The sequence below is a fragment of the Thermoanaerobaculia bacterium genome, assembly GCA_035717485.1.
GTDB lineage: Bacteria > Acidobacteriota > Thermoanaerobaculia > UBA5066 > DATFVB01 > DATFVB01.
In genome coordinates this window covers 1-19,565 of sequence record DASTIQ010000177.1, presented here as the reverse complement: position 1 = coordinate 19,565, position 19,565 = coordinate 1, and the positions used below count along the sequence as shown (strand labels likewise).

Below are 19,565 nucleotides of genomic sequence, written 5' to 3'. Positions count from 1 at the left end.
CTCCTCGGCGTTCCACCGCACGTCGGTCCACGCTGGGATCCCGTGCGCGGCGCAGAGCGGGACGAGCGACGGAGGCCAGCCGCCCGCACCAGGGGGGTCGGAATACGTGTAGCAGCCGACGACCTTCTCTCCGCGTCCGATTAGGTATTCGAGGCAGCGGTATCCCAGGTCGGAGAATCCGAACACGAGGATCCGCGGACGTTCGTAGTCGCTCACGCGCGCCTCCCGGCGCCCCGCGTCCTTCGGATCACGGCGCGGGCGCCCCCCATTCGCGCCGCACCGAGAACCGCGGACGTCGGCGCACCTCGTGATAGATCCGCCCGATGTACTCGCCGACGATCCCGAGCCCGGCGAGCAGCACGCCGACGACGGTGAAGAGGATCGCAAACAGCGTGAACACTCCCTCGACCTCGGCGCCGACGATCATCCGGCGGATTCCGAGGAAGATCCCGAATCCGACGCCCCCCGCCGCGACGACGAACCCGAACAGAGTGAAGATCTGGAGCGGGACGACCGAAAAGCCGGTCATCAGATCGAAATTCAGCCGCACGAGCCGGTAGAGCGAATACTTGGACGTCCCGGCGGCGCGTTCCGCGTGCCCGACCTCGACCTCGGTCGGCCGGCGCGAGAACGATTGCGCGAGCGCGGGGATGAACGTCGCGTTCTCCTCGCACGCGTTGATCTCGTTGACGACGTCCCGCGAGTAGGCGCGCAACATGCAGCCGTAGTCGGAAAGACGCATTCCGGTGATCGCGCCGGTCACGCGGTTGACGAGACGCGAAGCGGCGCGCCGAAACCAGGAGTCGCGGCGCTGCCGGCGGATGCCGCCGACCACGTCGTAACCCTCGTCGACGCGCGCGAGGAGCTTCGGGATCTCCTCGGGGGGATTCTGGAGATCGGCGTCCAGAGTCACGACCACGTTGCCGCGCGCGCGCTGGAACGCCGCGAGGATCGCCGGATGCTGGCCGAAGTTCCTCGAGAGCTCGAGGACGCGGACCTTCCCCGGGTGCGCGTCGACGAACGACTTCAGGATGGCGAGCGACCGGTCGCGGCTGCCGTCGTCCACGAAGAGCACTTCGTAGGGCCGCTTCGTCCCGTCGAGCACGGGGAGGAGACGGGGAAGCAGGGCCGGCAGGTTCTCCTCCTCGTTGTACACGGGAATCACCACCGAAATGTCGGGTCGCTCGGTCAAATCGGCCGTAATCCTAACCGATTCCGTCACTTCCCGCCGCATCGGCCGGCGCGGTCTCGCCACCAGCCCCCGGTCGTCCGCCGCTGATACGCGGGGAGGCGCGAGCCCGACGGGATGCGGACCGCGCACGGCGCCCGCAGGCGTACCCGAGACGTACGTCGAAGGGCGACCGTTGCGCGGCACGCGCCCGTCCGGCTCGATGCATCGCCGCGTTTCAGCGGCGGAATTTCCCAACGATGTCGTAGACCGCCTGCACGACGTCGGCCCGGTCGGCCTCCGTCATGCCCGGGAACAGCGGAAGCGAAACGATGCGTTCGGAGACGAAGTGGGCCTCGGGGAAGTCTTCCGGCTGCCAGCCGAAACGCTCGCGGTACCAGGAGAACTCGTGCGCGGCCGAGTAGTGGAGGCCGCAGCCGACGTTCCGGTCCTTCAGCTCCGCCATGAACCGGTCGCGGTCGATCGTCAACCGTTCGAGATCGACGAGCGGCGCATAGAGGTGCCACGCGTGCCGCGACGGCCACGGCACCGGTTTCGGCAGGAAGAAGGGGGCCTCCGCGAAATCCCGCTGGTAGGCGGCCGCGATCGAGGCGCGCTGCGCGATGAAGCCGTCGAGCTTCGGGAGCTGATGCAGCCCGATCGCCGCCTGGATGTCCATCATGTTGTATTTGTAGCCGGGGAGGGCGATGTCGTACCGCGGGCTTCCCGCCTTCGCGAAACGTTTCCAGGCGTTGCGATCCATCCCGTGGAATTTCAGCAGCGAGACCGTCTCGAAGACCCGCTCGTCCCCGGTGACGACCATTCCCCCCTCCCCCGTCGTGATGTTCTTGTTGGGGTGGAACGAAAACACCGACGTGGTCGGAAACGACCCGATTCTCCGCCCCCGGTACTCGGTTCCGATCGCGTGGGCGGCGTCCTCGATCACCGCGAGGCGGTGCTTTTCCGCGAGCGCCAGGATCGGGTCCATGTCGCACGGCTGCCCGACGTAGTGGACGGGGATCAACGCCCGCGTCCGCGGCGTGATCCTCTTCTCGATCTCCTCGACCCGGACGTTCAGCGTGTTCCGGTCGATGTCGGCGAGGACCGGCGTGGCGCCCACGAGGACGATCACGTTCAGCGTCGCCGCGAACGTCATCGGCGTCGTGATCACCTCGTCGCCGGCGCCGATGCCGTGGGCGAGGAGCGCGACGTGGAGGCCCGCCGTCGCCGACGAGATCGGCGCGGCGAACCGCCCGCCGACCCACGCGCGAAACTCCTCGGCGAATCTCTCGGTCTTCGGTCCCGTCGTGATCCAGCCGGAGCGCAGAGAGTCGGCGACCTCGGCGATCTCTTCCTCGCCGATCGAGGGCTTCGCGAACGGGAGGAACGTGCTCCTCATCGAAAGTTCTTCACGACGAAATATTTCCGGTTCTGCGCGACGAGCTCCGCGCGGTGGCCGTACATCTCCGGCCGGTCCCGCTTCCGAAGGAGCACGACCATCTTCTTCGGCGAGTCCCACTCCGTCCAGAACGCCTCCCTCGGCGGGAACCACGCGGACGAATCGCCGCGCGCGCTGCCGTAGGCGAGCTCGCCCTTCCACCCGAAGATCCGGACGCGCCGCTCGAGCTCCAAGGGGAAGCCCTGGAGGTAGGTCCGGTAGCAGACGACTTCGGCCGAGTCTCCCGCCGCGCGGCCGGCGGCGACCGCGAGGTCATGCGCGGACTGGTCGGCGGCGATCCTCGGGAAAGCGGCGATCAAGGCGGCGTAGAAAATACACCAGCCGGCGACGGCCGTTCCGATCCCGGCGAGAGGCCGCCGGCGGGCGGCGAACGCGCCGATCCACGAGGCCGCGACGAGCACCCCGAGCGCCGCCGCGGCCGGCGCCGCCAGCCCGTATCGCGCGAGGTCGCCGCTCCGCGCGAGGAGGAAGAAACCCGCCGGCGCGGCGACGGTCCAGAACGCCGCGTGGAACGCGAGCGGCCGGGCGGGAGTCTTCTCCCCGGTTTCGACGTGCGCGTCGATCAGCCGCGCGAAGAGGACGGCGGCGGCGGGACACGCCGGCAGCACGTACGGCGTGAGCTTCGAGTGGGAGAGCGAAAAGAAGACGAGAATCACGGAGAACCAGAGGGCGAACCAGAGATCCGAGGCGTCGGGCGCCGTCGCCCGCCTCTTCGACCACCAGAGGCGCCGTCCGAGTCTCGACGAGAAGAACGTCCAGGGGAGCATCCCGAGAAGGAACGTCAGCAGGAAATACCAGGGCGGCCCCGGCCGCGACGCCTCGGGCGTGGCGTACCGCACGAAGTGCTCGTGGATCCAGAAGAACTTCGAGAATCCCGGGGCCGCAAGTTCGACCGCGATGAAATAGGGCGCCGCGACCGCGAGGCAGACGACGGGGGCCCAGGAGAGAAGGATCCGAACGATCGGACGCGCGGTCCGGCGGAGGACGCACCAGAGCACGAACGCTCCGCCGGGAAGGACGACGCCGATCAGGCCCTTGTCCAGGAGCGAAAGGCCGCATCCCAGCCCCGCGAGCGCGGCGGCCCCCGGCGCGGCGCGGCCCTCCTCCGACGCGAGGAGAAACCGGTGCAGCGCCATGAGCGTGATCGCCATCGTGAACGTCAGGACCCCGTCGGTCAGCGCCGTTCGTCCCAGAGCGAAGACGAGCGGCGACGAGAGGAAGATCAGGGCCGAGAGGATCGCGACCCGTTCGCCGAAGGGCTTCCGGAGCGCCCCGGCGAGGAGGAGCGCGGTTCCGAGGATCGCGAGCCTCTCGGGGAGCCGGGCCGCGAACGGGTTGTGGCCGAGCGCCGCGATCGAGACGGCGTTGGCCCAGTACGTCAGCGGCGGCTTCTCGAAGTAATCGACGCCGTTCAACCGGGGGACGAGCCAGTTCCCCGTCGCGAGCATTTCCCGGGGGATCTCCGCGTAGCGCGCTTCGTCCGGCTCGAGGAGCCAGGATCCGGGAAACTCGACGAAGAGGAGCACGGTCACGGCGGCGAGAAGGAACAGGAGCGGGCGGCGGCCGGTCATCGCACCCATTTCCCCGCGGCCGACAGGTCCCACCGATGCGCGGCGCGCCACACTCCGGCCGTCGCGTCGGGGGAGAACACGTCGAAGCGGAGCACGTCGGCGCGGTAGTCGTAGGGAGCGCCGTCCGCGGCGTGCACCGCCGCGTCGAGAGCGTACGTTCCCGCGGTGAGATCCGCCGACGGAAACTCGACGGAGATCGAAAACTCGCCGCCGACCGATTCGGCGCGGTGGCCGTCGATCCGGGTGTTGGTCCCGAAGACCGTCGTGCCGTCGACGCGCGAGATCCGGATGCCGGCGACGAAATCGCCGATCGGGGACCCGGCCCGTCCCGCGAGCTCGATCCGGAAGGGCCGGCCCGCGGTGAGAACCCCGGCGGGCCGCCCGTCCCCGTCGAGGAGCCGGACGGATTCGATCCTCGCCGCTCCGGAGCCCCAGCGGCGGCCGTCACCGGTGCCCGACGCGCCGCGGGCCTCGCCTTCCCGATACGCGACCTCCTCGCGGTACCGGCCGATCACTTCGGGCGCCGGCCCGTCGGCGACGAGGCGCCCCTCGGAAAGGCGGATCGCGCGTTTCGCCGTCGCGACGACGAGCTCGAGGTCGTGGCTCACGACCACGATCGTGCGCCCCTCGCGCTGGAAATCGGCGATCCGCTCCAGGCAGCGATGGGTGAACTGCTCGTCGCCGACCGAGAGCACCTCGTCGACGAGGAGGATCTCGGGATCCGCGTGCGCGGCGATCGCGAACCCGAGCCGGACGATCATCCCGGAAGAGAACGTCTTGACCGGCTCGTCGAGGAACTTCTCGACGCCGGCGAACGAGACGATCCCGTCCAGGCGCGCGGCGATCTCGCGGCGGGTGAGTCCGAGGAGCATCCCGTTGATCTCGATGTTCTCCCGGGCCGTGATCTCGGGATGGAAGCCTGCCCCGAGCTCGATCAGGGCCGCCACGCGCCCCTGCGTCTCCACGCGGCCGGAAGTCGGCGCATGGATCCCGGCGAGCACCTTGAGCAGCGTCGATTTGCCGGATCCGTTCTCGCCGACGACTCCGACCGTCTCCCCTTTCGGAACGGAGAACGTCACGTCGACGAGCGCGGGGAACGCTCCTTCTCCGGGCGCGGCGCTCCCGCGGAATCCGTGGAGGACCGCCGATTTCAGGCTTCCCGCCCGCTTTCGTCCCGCGCGGCGATAGGACTTCGAGAGTCGCTCGACCGCGATCGCCGTCACGATTCCTCCGCGATCGATTCGCGCAGCCGCGCGAAGGTCGCGCCGCCGATGGCGAGCGAGAGCGCGGCCGCAACGGCCATCGCCGCCCAGTCGGGGCCCGAGATCCAGCGGTCGTCGAAGAGCGCGTCGTGGACGCCGGTGAAGAACGCCGTCGCCGGGTTCGCCCGCACCCACGGGCGCAGCCGCGCGGGAATCGCGTCGAGGGGGTAGATGATCGGCGTCGCGAAGAACCAGAAGGTCAGGACGCTCTGCAGGAGGTCGCGGAGATCCTGGAAGTGCACCGACGCCGCGGACACGAAGAGGGCCCCGCCGAGCACCGCCGCGGCGAGCAGCAGGATCACGGGGACGATCTGGACCGCCGTCCACCCGAAGCGTCCGGAGAACCAGAGCACGGACACCGCCGTCGCCGCGAGGAGCACCGGAAGCGCCAGCAGGAAATGGAAGCCCTGCGACAGGACCGAAACGCCCGGGAAGATCTCCGGAGCGACGATCACCTTCCGGAGCAGGGGCCCGTTCGTCCGGAACGTCTGCGCCGCGTCGAGGAGCGAGGAAGAGACGAAGCTCCACGCGAGGACCCCGCCGAACAGGAAGAGCGCGTAAGGCCTCACGTTGCCCGCCCGAGGCGCGAAGACGACCGTGAAGACGACCGAATAGATCGCCAGCAGCAGCAGCGGGTTGACGAGCGACCAGAGGAATCCGAGCGCGCTCCCGCGGTAGCGAGCCTTGAGCTCCCTCCGCGCGAGAACCCAGACGAGCGCGCGGGAGCGGAAGAGCCGTCGAAGAGTCGCCGTCATCGAATCGCGACTCTATCGGAACGGGCCGCGTCGCCGACCCACGCCAGCCGCGGCGCGACCGCGAGCAGAGCGATCGGGAACAGAGCCCCGAGGAGGCGCGGGACGAACTCCACCTGCCAGACCGGATCGAAGGCCGAGAACGCGCAGATCGCGACGTACGCGGCGCTCTGCGCGAGGAGCGGCGGGCCGAGGATCGCGAGGGCGCCCACGCCGCCGGCCGGGCGGGCGAGACCGGCGAGCACGGCGAGCGCGAAAATCGCGAGCCACGTCGCGGCGTCGCCGGGCCGGACGAGATGCGCGGCGGCCTCGGCCATCCTCCCGAAGAGCGTCCCCCAGCGATCCGGCCGGGCGAAGCTCATGTCGAAATCGCGGTCGGCGATCGGCCCCCGGAGAACGACGAGCAGCAATTGATGGAGGACCGCGGGGGCGATCGTGAGCGCGAGCACGGAGATCGCTCCAGGGCCCCGGCGCCGCCGGATCTCCCGCAGCGCCATCCAGGCGCCGGCGAGGAGCACGAAGAGCGTTCCTTCCTGTTTCACGGACGCCGCGAAGAACGCCGCGAGCGCGAGGCGCGCGGCCGCCGGGAAGGCGGGGGCTTCCGAAAAGTCGATCGCCGCGGCGCCGAAGAGGACGAGCGCGAGGGCCAGCGGGATCTCCGCCATCCCGACTTCGAATCCCTGGTAGAGCGGGAGAAACGCGGCCGAGAGGAGCGCGGCCGCGGCGGCGGGAGAAGGCGAGAATCGGCGTTTCGTCCAGCCGTACAGCGCGGCGGCCGTCGCGGCCTGGAGCGCCGGGAAGAGAACGGCGAGCGCGTGGTCGTCCCAGCGGCCGATCGCCGACGCGAGCGCGCCGAAGACCGACGGGAGCCAGAGCGGATACTCCGGATGCGACCAGGCGGCCGCGGGATCGTGGAAGAGCCGCGCCGGAATCGTCCGCGAGAAGAAGAGGGTCTTTCCCTTGAATCCCCAGATCGCGAGGAAGTCGTTCGACCACATCGGTTCGGAGAGCGCCACGATTCCGAAGAGAACGATCGCGGCCGCGGCGAGCGCGAGAGCCGCGCCCGCGAAGCCGCCCGGTCGCCGCTCGGCGGGAGGATCGTCCCGACGAAACAGGAGGCCACCAGCGGCGGCAGCGAGCAGAACGGCGCCGAAGGTCCACCCGGGCCCCGGGCGGATTCCGATCGCGCGGGCCGCGAGATCGACCGCGGCGTCGAAAGACAGCCCGAGTCCCACCGCCCAGGCCCATCGCTCCGCCCGCGACAGCCCTCGAAGGAGCGGACGGCCGGCGAGGTTCGCGGCGGCCGCGGACGCCCCGATCGCGGCGACCAGAGCGACCGTGTCGAGGCCGAAGCTCACCGCCGGCGAGCCAGCTCGCCGAAAGGCACCGCGACCGCGCCGGAGGGCCCGGTCGATCTCGCGGAATGCCGATCGAGACTTCCGCCGGCGCCGAAGAGCGCCGCGAAGTCCGCTTCGCGCTGGCGTCCGGGACCGACGACGCGCCGGGGGGCGAGGACGTACGCCGCGGCGTACGTCGCCGGGTCGCCCTCGTCCGTCGCGAAGGTCAGAGCGATCGTCGCATCGGCGGGTGTCGCCGACTCGACGCCCCGGAGAAACGGCCCGAGACGCCGATTGAAGGCGAAGCTCGACCCGCCGAGGCGGGCGTCCTCGGGCGATTTCGCGAAGAAGGCGCCGAACGCTCCCCACCGCCCGCGGATCTCCCCCGCGCGCAAGGACGCCGCCTCCGCGGCGAGGACGACGAGAACACAGACGATCGCCAGGCGACGTCTTCCTTCGAGGGTGGGGCGCACGTCGGGCATTCTAGTGTCCCCCGGCTTGTGTTGCGCCCGATTTACGCCTATACTTCCGGCATGAACGGCGCTCTTTCGGTCGACGAGAAAGTCGAGATCCTGATGCGCGGAGCCGCCGACGATCGCGACAGCGACCGGTTCGGCGAAGCGGGAGGGCTGAATCCCTTCAACATCCGGACGCTGTCTCACGGTTTCGGCGCGACCCGGATCTTCCGGATCCTCCTGAGCAACGCTTGCGCGTTTTCGTGCGCGTACTGCCCCATGCGCGCCGGAAACGACGTTCCTCGCCACGCTCTCGAACCGGAAAAGCTCGCGGCGATCTTCCTCGAAGCGTACCGGCGGGGCTGGGCGTCCGGCCTCTTCGTCACCTCCGGCATTCCGAAGAACCCCGTCTGGGCGATGGATCGCATGATCGCCCTCGTCGAGCGGCTGCGCTTCGACCTCGAATACGACGGCTACCTGCATGCGAAAGCCGTCGCGGGCTGCGAGCCGGCGCAGGTCGAACGCCTCGCTCTCCTGGTCGACCGGCTTTCGTACAACCTCGAAACGACGTGCCAGGGGACGCTCGACGCGCTCGCTCCGGGGAAATCCCTTTCGGAGGGCGTCTCGCTGCTTCGCCGCGCGCGAAAGGTCGGAGGATCGCGCTCCCCTCTCGCCCGCGACCCGCGGCGCGGAAAGCCTCTCCTTTCCTCCGGAATCACGACGCAGATCGTCGTCGGGCTCGACGCGACGACCGACCGCGAGATCCTCGGGGCCACCGCCACGCTCTGGCGCGAGCGCACGATTCACCACCCGCATTTCGCCGCGTTCCGGCCGATCGAAGGAACTCCTCTCGAGGACCGCCCCGAAACACCCGCGCTCCGCGAGCATCGGCTCTACGAGGCGGACCATCTCGTCCGCCGCTACGGCTTCCGCGAGGAGGAACTGGTCTTCGACGAAGGCGGACGCCTTCCGCTCGCGTACGATCCGAAGCTCTCGTGGGCGCTCGCGCATCCCGAGCGGTTCCCGGTCGAGATCACGCGCGCGACCCGAGACGAGCTGCTCCGCGTTCCCGGCCTCGGCCGCGTCGCGGTCGAGCGAATCCTCGCGGAGCGGAGATCATGGACGGCGTTCACGACGCGCGATCTGGGCTCTCTCGGGCCCCTCGCCCGGCGGGCGGCGGGATTCGTCGCGTTCCGCGGAAAGCGGCTCTCGATGATGAAGGCGCAGCCGCCGCTGTTCTCCCCCGAGTCGATTCCGACCGCGCACCGGACGTACGCCGTATCGCCGGGAACGTTCCGTTGATTCAGGCGCGAGTCAAGAGTCGACAGTGGCGAGTTACGGGTCAGGACGAGGGTCGCAAGTCGAGAGCCGAGAGAGCTCGCTGATACTCGGGAATTTCGACTCGCCGACCCGCGACTCGCCGGCTATTTCCCACCCAGCATTCCTTTCTTGAGATCTTCCGTCGGCGGATGCGGCCCCAGAAACACGCCCCATAGCGCCCGCATGAAATCCTCGCCGGGAATCGTTCCCTTCTCCTCGCCGGCGAACTGGACCGTCGTCCCCTTGCCCGGCTCGTAGGTCAGGACGATCTCCTGGCCGGACGAGACGTCGCCCATCCAGGATTCGAACTTCGCGAGATCCGCCTTGACCGCCGCCGAAAGCGACGGAGTGTTCTCGCGGAATCCTTCTTCCCACGCTTCGTCGAGCTGTTTCTTCGTGACCTTCTTGTAGAGAAAGTGCATGACGACGCGCTTCCCCTCGTCGGAGGAAATCGCCCGCGCGGCCTCGGGGGTGGGGTTCTCGAGGTAGAGGCCTCCGACGTAGATCTTGAACAGGAGCTTCGTGCGGAGACCGAGGCCGTTCAGCCGGAGGGTCTTTCCCGGGGCGGCGGCCGTGTCGGGCATCGAGACCCCGGCAAGCCCCGCGGCGTGGGCGACGGACGCGGCGAGGAGAATCGCGGCCGACATCGAAGCTTTCTTGTTCATGCTGCCTCCGGCACGAGTGTATCGCCGGGCGCTCCCCATGCGCGGCCCCCGGAGGGGAAACGCGGCGTGTAAGATCGCCGAGTGAAGGCGGATCGCGGATTCGAGGCTCTCGAGGACCTCCGAATGGCGGGCCGGGCGCGCGTGGCGCTCGACGTCGAGGGGGACTCGTTCTACCGGTACGGGGAGCGTCTCTGCCTCGTCCAGGTCGCCTACGCCGGCCTCGTCCGCGTGCACGATCCCCTGACCGACGACCTGGAGCCGTTCTTCCGCGCGCTCGAGACGCGCGCGCTCGTCCTCCACGGCGCCGACTTCGACCTTCGCCTGCTCCATGCGAAATACGGCTTCACGCCGAAGAACGTCTTCGACACGATGCTCGCGGCCCGTTTCCTGAACCTGCCCAAGTTCGGACTCTCCGACCTGTACGAGAAGTACTTCGGGATCGTCCTGGACAAGAAGTATCAGCGCGCCGACTGGTGCCGCCGTCCCCTCTCCGACGAGCTCCTCGCGTACGCCCGCAAGGACGTCGAACGGCTCGAAGAGCTGGGAGCGATCCTCGCCGCCGAGCTCGCGCGCGTCGGCCGGACGGGATGGCACGCCGAGGAGTGCGCGCGCGTCGTCGAAAAGACCGCGCAGAGCGCGGCGCGACCGCCGGATCCCGACGCCTGGCGGGTCAAGGGCGCCGGGGCGCTCGGCCGGAAGGAGCTCGCCTACCTGAAGGAGTTCGTGGCGGCTCGCGACCGCGTCGCCCGTGAGCTCGATCGCGCGCTCTTCCGCGTGCTCTCGGCGGAAGATCTCGTCCAGCTGTCGCGCCTCGCCGCGGCGGAACCGTCATCCGCGCTCCGGCGGTTTCCGCGCGCGCTCCCCGGCGGCCTCCTTCGGGAGCTGCAGGACGCGATCCGATCCGCCGAATCGCTTCCCCCGGAAGAGTGGCCGGCGCTTCCCGCGCCCGGCCGGCGGCCCGATCCCGGCCTCGAGCGCCGCGTCGTGGCCTTGAGCAAGAGGAAGGAGGCGATCGCGCAGGCGCTCGAGCTCGACTCCGGCTTCCTGCTCTCCCGCACCGCGCTCGCCCGGGTCGCCGCGGCGCGACCGCAGACGCCGGCCGAGCTCGAAGCGCTCCTCGAGTCGCGCTGGCGCACGGAACTGCTGAAGAATGCCCTCCTCGGAGATTCTTGACGTCGCCATTCTCGGCGGCGGCATCACCGGAGCCGCCGCCGCCCGCGAGGCGGCGATGCGCGGCTTCTCCGTCGCGCTCTTCGAAAAGGGAGACTTCGCCTCGGGAACGTCTTCCCGGTCCTCCAAGCTGATCCACGGAGGCCAGCGCTATCTCGAGAGCTTCGATTTCGGACTCGTGCGCGAATCGTGTCTCGAGCGCGCCGCGCTCTCCCGTCTCGCGCCCCATCTGGTCCGTCCCCTTCCCTTCCTCTTCCCCGTGGGGGGGAAGGGAGCCCCGTCGAAGGCTCTCCTCGGGGTCGGGCTCGCGCTCTACCGCGCGCTCGCCGCGGGGACGCGTTCGCCGGAACCGCGATTCTTCCGGCGCGGAGACGCCGCGATCGCCGCCGAGGCGCCGCGACTCGATCCGCCGGGGTGGAGGGGAGCCTGGCGCTACTTCGACGCGCAGGCCGACGACGCGCTCCTGACGCTCGCGTTCCTCCGGGACGCGGCGGCGCGCGGCGCGCGCCTGCATTCGTACACCGCGGCCAGTCGCCTGACGCGCGATCGGGGCGGAGCCGTGACCGGCGTCGAGGTCGAGGACGTGTTTTCGCGCGAGCGCGGGACGACCGTCGCGAGGGTCGTCGTGGCGGCCCTCGGACCGTGGTCGAACGGCCTCTCCGCGCTCGCCGGGGAGGAGCTTCCGAGGAGCGTGCGCCCGTCGCGGGGATCGCATTTCTTCCTGCCCCCGGGCCGGCTGCGGGTTTCGGCGGCCGTCGTCCTGCTCGACCGCGACGGACGGCGCTGCTACGCGATTCCGTGGCGAGGCGGGACTCTCCTCGGAACGACGGACTCGGACGATCCTTCTTCTCCCGATGACGTCGCGCCGACCGCCGGCGACCGGGAGATCCTCCTCGACGCCGCCCGCCGGTTCTTTCCTTCGGCAGGCATCGGCGAGGAGGACGTCGCGGGAGGGTTCGCGGGGATGCGACCGCTCGCGGCGGAAGACTCGGGCGGGCCGCCGTCCCGGGCCTCGCGCGAGGAGTCGATCCGCGAGCCCGTCCCGCGTCTGGTCGTCTCGGTCGGAGGGAAGCTCACCACGGCCCGGCGGACCGCCGGGCGGGTCGTCGACCGGGTCGCCGCGATCCTGCGCCGCGACTTCGGCCGGGCGGAAACGCGCGCCGCCGAGACGCCTCTCTCCGGCGGCGCGATTCCGGACTTCGAGACGTTTCGCGCCGGAATCCGCGACGAGGCTTTCCGCGAGCTGGGGTTCTCGGACGCGCAGGCGGACCGATTGATCGAACGCGAAGGCGCCGGCGCGCCGGCGGCGCTCGCCCGGATGTCGCGGGAACGCGATCTCGCGCGGCCGATCTCGGATTCCCTCCCCTACACGGTCGCGGACCTCGTCTGGGGAGTCGAGGCCGCGGGAGCGCGAACGGTCGACGACCTCCTCGCCCGGCGCGTGCGTCTGGCGTGGGAGTCGCCGGGAGAAGCCGAGGCCTGCCGGGAAATGGCCGCGGACGTCCTCCGGCGGCATGCTCCGAAACCTTTGTCGATCTCCGCCGTCTGACGGAGGAAGGAGATCGAGTCATGAGCCATCGTCCCCTCTTCTGGGCCTTCTTTCCCGCCGCGCTGCTCGCGGCCACGGCCGCGGACGCGCGCGGCGGGTGGCACCACGGCCACGGCGTGTCGACGTCCGGCGGTCGCGAGGGAATCACGCGTTGCAGCCAGTGGCACGTCGAGTTCGGCGATCGGGACGCGATCACCGCCGAGGAGTCCGTCACGGTTCCCGTTTCCGAAGGATCTCCCCTTCGCCTGTCGCCGTCGGAGAACGGAGGGGCGACGATCATCGGCTCCGACGGAAAGGACTTCGAGATCAGCGTCTGCAAGGCCGCGCCGGAGGGAGAAAGCGGCGTCCTCGGGGAGATCCGGACCGTCCGGGAGCACGGAAGCCTCGCCGTCGAGGGCCCTTCCGGCTCCGACTGGGTCGCTCACCTCATCGTCCGGGCGCCGAAGAACGCGTCCGTCGACGTCCGGACGGGAAACGGCCCGGTCGCCGTCACCGATTTCGTCGGACGCGCGAAGATTTCGAGCGACAACGGTCCCGTCAGCCTCCGCCGCTCCTCGGGGGAAATCGAAGTTCACACGACGAACGGGCCGATCGGCTTCGAAGGCGGATCGGGTTCGGTCCACCTCGAAGCGGAGAACGGGCCGCTGACGGTCCGCCTGCCCGACGGCCGATGGCAGGGCGGCGGCTTCGAGGGGCGGACCCAGAACGGTCCGGTGCATCTCGAGATCGCGGAGAACTTCGTGTCCGGAGTCGTCGTCGAGACGGCCGGGCATTCTCCCTTCCACTGCGGCGCCGAAGCCTGCCGTCACGCGCGCCGGAACTGGGACGACGACGGGAAATCGATCGCGTTCGGTCCGGAAACGGCGGTCGTGAGACTCGCGACGCAGAATGGGCCGGTTTCCATCGGCGACTAGCGGAGAAGGCCCGGCGCGGACCGGACCGTCCGGGAACGGGCTCGGAGACCGGGAGCGGGTGACGGCAGCGGGGCCGGAACCGTCTCCCTCCGCGCTCGGATCGACGGTCCGGAACGGCTCTTACTCGCGCGCCGGCGGGAATTCCTTCCGGAGGAACTTCAGTCGGATTCCCTCGATCGGGCGCCCCGGCACCGTCGTGACGTCGACGTAGCCGGGATCCTCGGGCGACGGCGTCAGGATCGAGATCGTTCCGACGCGAAGCAGGAAGGAGTATTCCGCCGGCGCGGCGAGCTCGAGGACGAAACGGCCCTCCGAATCCGTCGTCGCCGGGGAACACCACGGGTAATCCTTTCCCCGCGGCAGTCCGATCACCCGGATCCCGGCGACGGGCGCGCCGCTTTCGCCATCCACGACGACTCCGGAAACACGGACCTTCGGCGCCCGTTCGAGCGCGACGATCGCCGCGGACGGTTTCGGCGCGGCCGCGCAGCCGATCGCCGCGAGGGCGCCGAGAAGGGCGGCCGCGCCCGAGGCGGCGGTCCGGAGTCGCGCGTGCCGCCGGCGGCTTCGCATCCGCCTAGTGCGACAGCGCGATCGCCGCGGGGAATCCTTCCTTCCTCAGTTTCGGCATCTCGGGAGCGTTGGACACCGCATCCGCGAGGCGCAGCACGAAACGCGCCTCCTGGACGCTCCCCGCGAGATTCCATTTCGGGTCGAACTCGTCCGACGGCTGGTGGTAGTGATTGTTGTTGTAGTCCTCGAAGAGCTTCTCCCCGTAGGCCGCGTCGTGACCGCGGATCAGCCATCCCGGCTCGACGTTGATCGCGGGGACGCCCACGCGAACGAAGGAAAAGTGGTCGGAGCGGAAATACGAACCCTGTTCGGGGTGGGCATCCGGGTCGAGCTTGACGTTCATCGACTGCGCGACCCGCCTCGCGAGCGGCTCGAGCGTGGTCCGATCGAGGCCGAGCAGCGTGAAATCGGCCGTCTCCCCGTGGACCGAGGTCACGTCCATGTTGAAATCCCCGGCGATCTTCGCCGCCGGAACCGGGGTGTGGCGGGCGAGGTAGAGCGAGCCGATGAGACCCTGCTCCTCCGCCGTGACGCCGATGAAGAGAATCGACCGTTTCGGTTTCCATCGGCCGTCGGCCGCCGCTCGGGCCATCTCCAGCATCACGGCCGTTCCCGTCGCGTTGTCGACCGCTCCGTTGTAGATCGTGTCTCCCTTCGCGTCGGGAGCTCCGATGCCGAGGTGATCGAAGTGGGCGCTCACCGCGACGTACGTGTCTTTCTTCGCCGGGTCCGATCCGGGCAGGATCCCGGCGACGTTTTCCGTCTTGTACCGTCGAATCTTGAACGCGAGCTTCCCTTCCGCGCGCGTCTGGAGCGGGACGGGCTGGAATCCCGGTTTTCCGGCCCGGGCGATCATCTCCTCGAGATTCATCCCGTTCTCGGCGAAGAGGCGTTCGGCGACCTCGCGGGTGATCCAGCCGTTCAACGGGACGTCGCGCGTCCCGCCCTCGAGCGGGAGCTGCGCCTGCTCGCCGGACCAGGAGTTGCGGACGACCTGCCAGCCGTATCCGGCGGACGCGTCGGTGTGGACGAGGAGGATTCCGGCGGCGTGGCGCCGCGCCGCCTCTTCGTACTTGTACGTCCAGCGGCCGTAATAGGTGAGCGCCTTGCCGCCGAAGAACTTCGGGTCCTCGGAGGGCGGATCGTTGACGAGGCAGACGAGGACCTTGCCGGCGGCGTCGACGCCGGCGTAATCGTCCCAGTGCATCTCGGGCGCCGTGATCCCGTACCCGACGAAGAGCACGGGAGCGTCGATCGCGGCCTCGGCCCGCTGATCGCGCGTGGAGAGAACGGAATTTTCCCCGTTCTTGAGCGCGATCTTCCCCTTCGGCGTGTTCAGGTCGAGCTCGCTCGACGGGTCGGTCGACACGCCGACCATCTCGAAGTTCTGGAGGAACGTCCCGTCGTCTCCGGCCGGCACCAGGCCGTCCTCCGCGAATTCGGCGGCGATGTAACGGGCCGCGATCTCCGATCCGCGCGCTCCCGTGCCGCGGCCTTCGAGGAGATCGTCGGCGAGGAACCGGATGCGGGCGGAGATCCGCGCCGCGGAGATCGCCGCGAGCGTCGAAGAGAGGCCGTCTCCCGCGGAACGCGCGGAGGGGGCGGCGGCGATCAGGGCCGGGAGAGCGAAGAGGGCCAGCAGGAATTTTCGGGTCATGAAGCCTCCCACGCCGATTCTACAGAACGTCCGCGGATCGGCGGCGGAGCCGTCCTCGGCGTCCGCCGGCGGGGCACCGACCGACGTCGTCGTCCTTCCCGGTATGATCGCGGCGGAGGAACGATGGCCGAGGAAACTGCTCCCGAAGTCCACCATTTTCGCGCTTCCGTCACCTGGGAAGGAGACGGAGCCGGCGCCGGCGAGGTGCGCACGGGCGACGGCATCTCGATCCCGATCGGGTCCGCGGTTTCCCTGGGAGGCTCGGGACGGGGCACGAATCCGGAGGATCTCCTGCTCTCGGCGATCGGCGCGTGCTTCGTCGGAACGTGGGCGATCTTCCTGAAAAAACTGGGGATCGCGTACGCGGAACCCTCGGTTTCGGTCGGCGGCGTCCTCGAAAAGGACCCGGCCGGCGGCTATCGGATGTCGTCGATCGAGATCACCTGCGCCGTTCCCCAGCCTCTCCTCGAGCGGGAACGGCCCGCGGTCGAGAAGACGCTCCAGCTCGCCGAGAAATACTGCATCGTTTCGAAGGTCGCGCGGGCGTCGATGCCGGTCCGGGTGACGATCGCCGGGATCTGAGATCCCGGCCGCCCGAGACAAACCTTTTTCCTCCGCGGCGCGTCGAAGGGACGAGAGAGTCGTGAAGTGGAGAGGACGGCGGTACCCCGATGATCGCGGCCATGGAGGCGTTCCTGCCCTCGATCGATGAGACGCGCCCCCCGCGCGACGCGGCGCTCCTCGCCGGCTGCCGGGCCGGCGACCGATCGGCGTTCGAGGAGCTCTATCGCGTCCATGGCGAGCGGATGAAGAGCGTCGCGGCGAACCTGCTGGGAGACCGGGCCGAGGCGGAGGACGCCGTCCAGGAGGCGTTCGTCCGGATCTTCCGGTCGTCCGCGAGCTTCGAGGGCCGGTCCCGTTTCTCCACGTGGATCTACCGGGTCGTCGTGAACTGCTGCTATGACCTCCTCCGTCGGCGCCGTCCGACGATTTCTCTGGAGGAGGCGCCCCTGGAGTCCGGCGAACCGCTCGCCGGGATCGCCGGATCGCCGGATCCCGCCCTGCGGCGGGCGCTCGATCAGGGGCTCGCGACGCTGCCGCCGCGACAGCGATCGGCGTTCGTGCTCTTCGCCGTCGAAGGTTTCTCGCACCGGGAGATCTCCGAGATCCTCGACGTCTCTCCGGGGAACTCGAAGACTCTCGTGTTCGAAGCCAAGCGGAGGCTGGCGCGCCTGCTCGAACCCCGCCTCCGCTCGCCGAGGTCCGCGTGAGCTGGGGGTGCCGGCGCGTCGACCGCGCGCTCCGCCGGGAGGAGCGGCTCGAGGGGGCCGCGGCGAAACACGCGGCCAACTGCGCCCGCTGCGCCGCGAGAGTGGCGGCCTTTTCGCGGATCGACGAAGCGGCTCCATCTCTGCGGAAGAGCTGGGATTCTCCGGATCTCCTCGGCCGGACGCTGGACGCGATGCGGGAATCCCCGGGTCCGGTCCCTTCCCGGCCCGAGCCCTCCCCGGTCCGGCGCCCGCTCTCTCCCTGGATCCCGCTCGCGTATGCGGCGGCCCTCGTCGCGATTTCGACCATCGGACTCTGGGTGTTCCGCGACGTCCCGAGCCGCAATCCGTTTTCGGGCGCGCGCTCCGAGAGTCCGTTCCTCGGCGAGGACGCGATGCGCGACGTGGAGAAGAAAGAGGCCGCGTACGTCGCCTCGATCGAGCACCTCTCGGCCCTCGCCGACGCGAAGACGCCCGAGCCGGCTTCCGCGCTCGCGGCGAGCTATCGCGAAAGGCTCCTGGTGATCGATTCCGCGATCGCGGAGTGCCGCGCGCAGATCGACCAGAACCGGTTCAACGCCCACCTGCGACGCCAGCTGCTCGCGATGTACGGCGAGAAGAAACGCACCCTCGAAGACCTTTTGAAAGAGGTGAGCTCATGATCCGTCTCGTTCGGGGCGCCGCCGCGCTCGCGCTCCTCCTCGGCGCCCTTCCCGCGGCGGCCGAGAACCGCCCGGAGTTCACGAAAGAGTTCTCGCGGACTCTTCCGCTCGCCGCGCCGCAGAAGCTGCGGCTCGAGAACAGCAACGGCGACGTGCGCGTGAAGACCCGGGCGGGGGGCGACGCCGCGATCCACGCGTCGATCCGCGTCTCCTCTTCCGACCGCGAGGGCGCGGAAAAGTTCGCCGCGGACATCCGGATCGACGTCGAGCGCGGAGCCGACGGGATCTCGGTCCGGACCGTCTACCCGCGGAAGGACTGGTCCTTCCACGGCACGGGCTACGTCTCCTATTCGGTCGATTACGACGTCGTGATGCCCGACACCGTCCCCCTCGAGATCCGGAACCGGTTCGGAAACGTCTCGGTCGAGAACCTGCACGCCGCCGGCGACGTCCGAAACGCGAACGGCCGGATCGAGTTCCGCTCCGGGCGAGGCGCGCAACACTTCGAAAATTCCTTCGGAAGCCTCACCGTCGCCGGGAACGCCGGAGACGTCTCGGCGACCAACAGCAACGGAACGACGACGGTCTCGGACGTCGAGGGCCGCCTCGAGGTGGAGAACCGATTCGGAGCCGTCGACGCGTCGAAGATCCGGCGGCCGGCCCGGATCGTCAACAGCAACGGGAACGTCTCGCTCCGGGACGCGGCGGGCGGCTCGTCCGTGACGACGTCGTTCGGGCGGATCGACGCGGACGGGATCGCGGGCGACGTCGAGCTCCGGAATTCGAACGGCGCCGTCGCCGCCCGGAACCTGCATGGGGCGGCGCGGATCGACACGCGTTTCGGGCCGGTCGACGCCTCCGGGATCTCGGGCAACGTCACCGTCGAGGACTCCAACGGAGCGATCACGCTGACCGACGTGGGCGGGGGCGCCGAAATCCGCGGATCGTTCGCGCCGATCCGGGCGACCGGCGTCGGCCGGAACGTGTCCGTGGACGCGACCAACGCGCCGGTGACGATCGCGGACGTCCATGGCGAGGCGCGGATCCGAACGAGCTTCGCGCTCGTCGACGCGAAGAAGATCGGAAGCTCGCTCGCCGTCGAGAACAGCAACGGCGGCGTGCGCGCCCAGGGAGTCCGCGGGGCGGCGTCGGTCCGGACCTCTTTCGGTCCGATCAATCTCGAACAGATCGGGGGACCGATCGAGGCCGACGACCAGAATGGCTCGATCGAAGCCCGCGCGTCCGGCGGAAGCGGCTGCGACCGGGTGACGCTCCGAACCTCGTTCGGCACCATCCGGTTCGTGCTTCCGCCCAACCCCGACTACCGGGTGGAAGCCCGGACGTCGTTCGGACGGGTCCACAGCGACGTGCCGCTGGCGGGATCGGCGCGGGACGCGGGGCCGAGCGACGGAACGCTGTCGGGCACGATCGGCGCGGGAAGATGTCCGGTGGTGCTGACCAACAGCAACGGGTCGATCGAGATCGTCCGGTAAGCTCGCACGGCGATTTCCGGCGATGGCCGATGCGGTGAAACCTTTTCCCGGAATTCCCGTCGTAACGGGCAGGATGAAGAGTCTCGCGCGGGTATTTTCCGTCCCGATCTTCTCCCTCGCCTCCCTCGCCGCCGCCCAGGACCGGCCCCCGTCGATGGCGGTACCCCGCGCTCGCGGGATCATCACGATCGACGGCAGTCTCGGCGATCCGGGATGGGAGGGCGCCGCCGTCATCGACCGGTTCTGGGAAACGCAGCCGGGCGACAACGCGGAGCCGCCGGTCAAGACCA

Annotated in this window: 20 protein-coding genes; 9 read left to right on the top strand and 11 right to left on the bottom strand. The window is 69.7% G+C overall.

The genetic code is table 11. The features are described from left to right. From VFS34_09540 to VFS34_09505, 8 genes are all read right to left on the bottom strand, one after another. A partial coding sequence (locus VFS34_09540; GenBank protein ID HET9794693.1) for a hypothetical protein occupies window positions 1-216 on the bottom strand: 216 nt, incomplete at its 3' end. Between the two features lie 31 nt (window positions 217-247). After that, the gene (locus tag VFS34_09535; protein ID HET9794692.1) at window positions 248-1,192 is read right to left on the bottom strand and encodes a glycosyltransferase; all 945 of its coding nucleotides are present in this window, start codon (window positions 1,190-1,192) and stop codon (window positions 248-250) included. A 214-nt stretch (window positions 1,193-1,406) separates the two neighbouring features. Next, window positions 1,407-2,567, bottom strand: coding sequence for a DegT/DnrJ/EryC1/StrS family aminotransferase (locus VFS34_09530; protein HET9794691.1), 1,161 nt, complete (start codon window positions 2,565-2,567; stop codon window positions 1,407-1,409). Beyond that, window positions 2,564-4,198, bottom strand: coding sequence for a phospholipid carrier-dependent glycosyltransferase (locus tag VFS34_09525; protein HET9794690.1), 1,635 nt, complete (start codon window positions 4,196-4,198; stop codon window positions 2,564-2,566). The genes VFS34_09530 and VFS34_09525 overlap by 4 nt, the downstream gene beginning before the upstream one ends. Beyond that, window positions 4,195-5,421 (bottom strand): ABC transporter ATP-binding protein, encoded by a 1,227-nt coding sequence (locus VFS34_09520; GenBank protein ID HET9794689.1) that lies wholly within the window; start codon window positions 5,419-5,421, stop codon window positions 4,195-4,197. Before VFS34_09520 ends, VFS34_09525 begins: the two co-directional genes overlap by 4 nt. After that, window positions 5,418-6,215, bottom strand: a complete 798-nt coding sequence (locus VFS34_09515) for an ABC transporter permease (GenBank protein HET9794688.1) — start codon at window positions 6,213-6,215, stop codon at window positions 5,418-5,420. Before VFS34_09515 ends, VFS34_09520 begins: the two co-directional genes overlap by 4 nt. Continuing rightward, window positions 6,212-7,570, bottom strand: a complete 1,359-nt coding sequence (locus VFS34_09510; GenBank protein ID HET9794687.1) for a hypothetical protein — start codon at window positions 7,568-7,570, stop codon at window positions 6,212-6,214. The genes VFS34_09515 and VFS34_09510 overlap by 4 nt, the downstream gene beginning before the upstream one ends. Then, window positions 7,567-8,022, bottom strand: coding sequence for a hypothetical protein (locus VFS34_09505; protein HET9794686.1), 456 nt, complete (start codon window positions 8,020-8,022; stop codon window positions 7,567-7,569). Before VFS34_09505 ends, VFS34_09510 begins: the two co-directional genes overlap by 4 nt. Window positions 8,023-8,082: 60 nt before the next feature. On the opposite strand from VFS34_09505, the gene VFS34_09500 reads away from it, so the two are divergent. After that, complete coding sequence (locus VFS34_09500; protein HET9794685.1) at window positions 8,083-9,306, top strand: radical SAM protein; 1,224 nt, start codon at window positions 8,083-8,085, stop codon at window positions 9,304-9,306. A gap of 122 nt (window positions 9,307-9,428) precedes the next feature. Here the strand turns inward: VFS34_09500 and VFS34_09495 are convergent, their stop codons facing one another. Continuing rightward, complete coding sequence (locus VFS34_09495; GenBank protein HET9794684.1) at window positions 9,429-9,989, bottom strand: chalcone isomerase family protein; 561 nt, start codon at window positions 9,987-9,989, stop codon at window positions 9,429-9,431. Between the two features lie 81 nt (window positions 9,990-10,070). Between VFS34_09495 and VFS34_09490 the strand changes: the two genes are divergently transcribed. Genes VFS34_09490 through VFS34_09480 form a run of 3 tightly spaced genes read left to right on the top strand, consistent with a single transcriptional unit; the run spans window position 10,071 to window position 13,622 of the window. Next, a complete protein-coding gene (locus tag VFS34_09490) occupies window positions 10,071-11,162 on the top strand; it encodes a hypothetical protein (GenBank protein ID HET9794683.1) in 1,092 nt (363 codons plus the stop codon). Continuing rightward, on the top strand, window positions 11,140-12,708 hold the full coding sequence (locus VFS34_09485; protein HET9794682.1) for a glycerol-3-phosphate dehydrogenase/oxidase: 1,569 nt from the start codon (window positions 11,140-11,142) through the stop codon (window positions 12,706-12,708). Before VFS34_09490 ends, VFS34_09485 begins: the two co-directional genes overlap by 23 nt. Window positions 12,709-12,728: 20 nt before the next feature. Beyond that, on the top strand, window positions 12,729-13,622 hold the full coding sequence (locus VFS34_09480) for a hypothetical protein (GenBank protein HET9794681.1): 894 nt from the start codon (window positions 12,729-12,731) through the stop codon (window positions 13,620-13,622). A 120-nt stretch (window positions 13,623-13,742) separates the two neighbouring features. On the opposite strand, the gene VFS34_09475 is transcribed toward VFS34_09480, so the two are convergent. Then, window positions 13,743-14,195: a carboxypeptidase-like regulatory domain-containing protein gene (locus VFS34_09475; GenBank protein ID HET9794680.1), complete on the bottom strand. Its 453-nt coding sequence runs from the start codon at window positions 14,193-14,195 to the stop codon at window positions 13,743-13,745. Window positions 14,196-14,199: 4 nt separating this feature from the next. Continuing rightward, a complete protein-coding gene (locus VFS34_09470; GenBank protein HET9794679.1) occupies window positions 14,200-15,852 on the bottom strand; it encodes a M28 family peptidase in 1,653 nt (550 codons plus the stop codon). A gap of 123 nt (window positions 15,853-15,975) precedes the next feature. Here VFS34_09470 and VFS34_09465 point away from each other — a divergent pair, with 123 nt between their 5' ends. The 5 genes from VFS34_09465 to VFS34_09445 all read left to right on the top strand — a co-directional run. Beyond that, window positions 15,976-16,434 carry an OsmC family protein gene (locus VFS34_09465; protein HET9794678.1) on the top strand — a complete coding sequence of 153 codons (459 nt, stop codon included), beginning with the start codon at window positions 15,976-15,978 and terminating at the stop codon, window positions 16,432-16,434. A gap of 89 nt (window positions 16,435-16,523) precedes the next feature. Further along, entirely contained in the window at window positions 16,524-17,123 is a 600-nt protein-coding gene (locus VFS34_09460) for an RNA polymerase sigma factor (protein HET9794677.1), read from the top strand. Continuing rightward, window positions 17,120-17,782: a hypothetical protein gene (locus tag VFS34_09455; GenBank protein ID HET9794676.1), complete on the top strand. Its 663-nt coding sequence runs from the start codon at window positions 17,120-17,122 to the stop codon at window positions 17,780-17,782. Before VFS34_09460 ends, VFS34_09455 begins: the two co-directional genes overlap by 4 nt. Further along, window positions 17,779-19,275, top strand: coding sequence for a DUF4097 family beta strand repeat-containing protein (locus VFS34_09450; protein HET9794675.1), 1,497 nt, complete (start codon window positions 17,779-17,781; stop codon window positions 19,273-19,275). Before VFS34_09455 ends, VFS34_09450 begins: the two co-directional genes overlap by 4 nt. Window positions 19,276-19,348: 73 nt before the next feature. Further along, window positions 19,349-19,565, top strand: a 217-nt coding sequence (locus tag VFS34_09445) for a hypothetical protein (protein ID HET9794674.1), incomplete at its 3' end; no start/stop codon positions are given.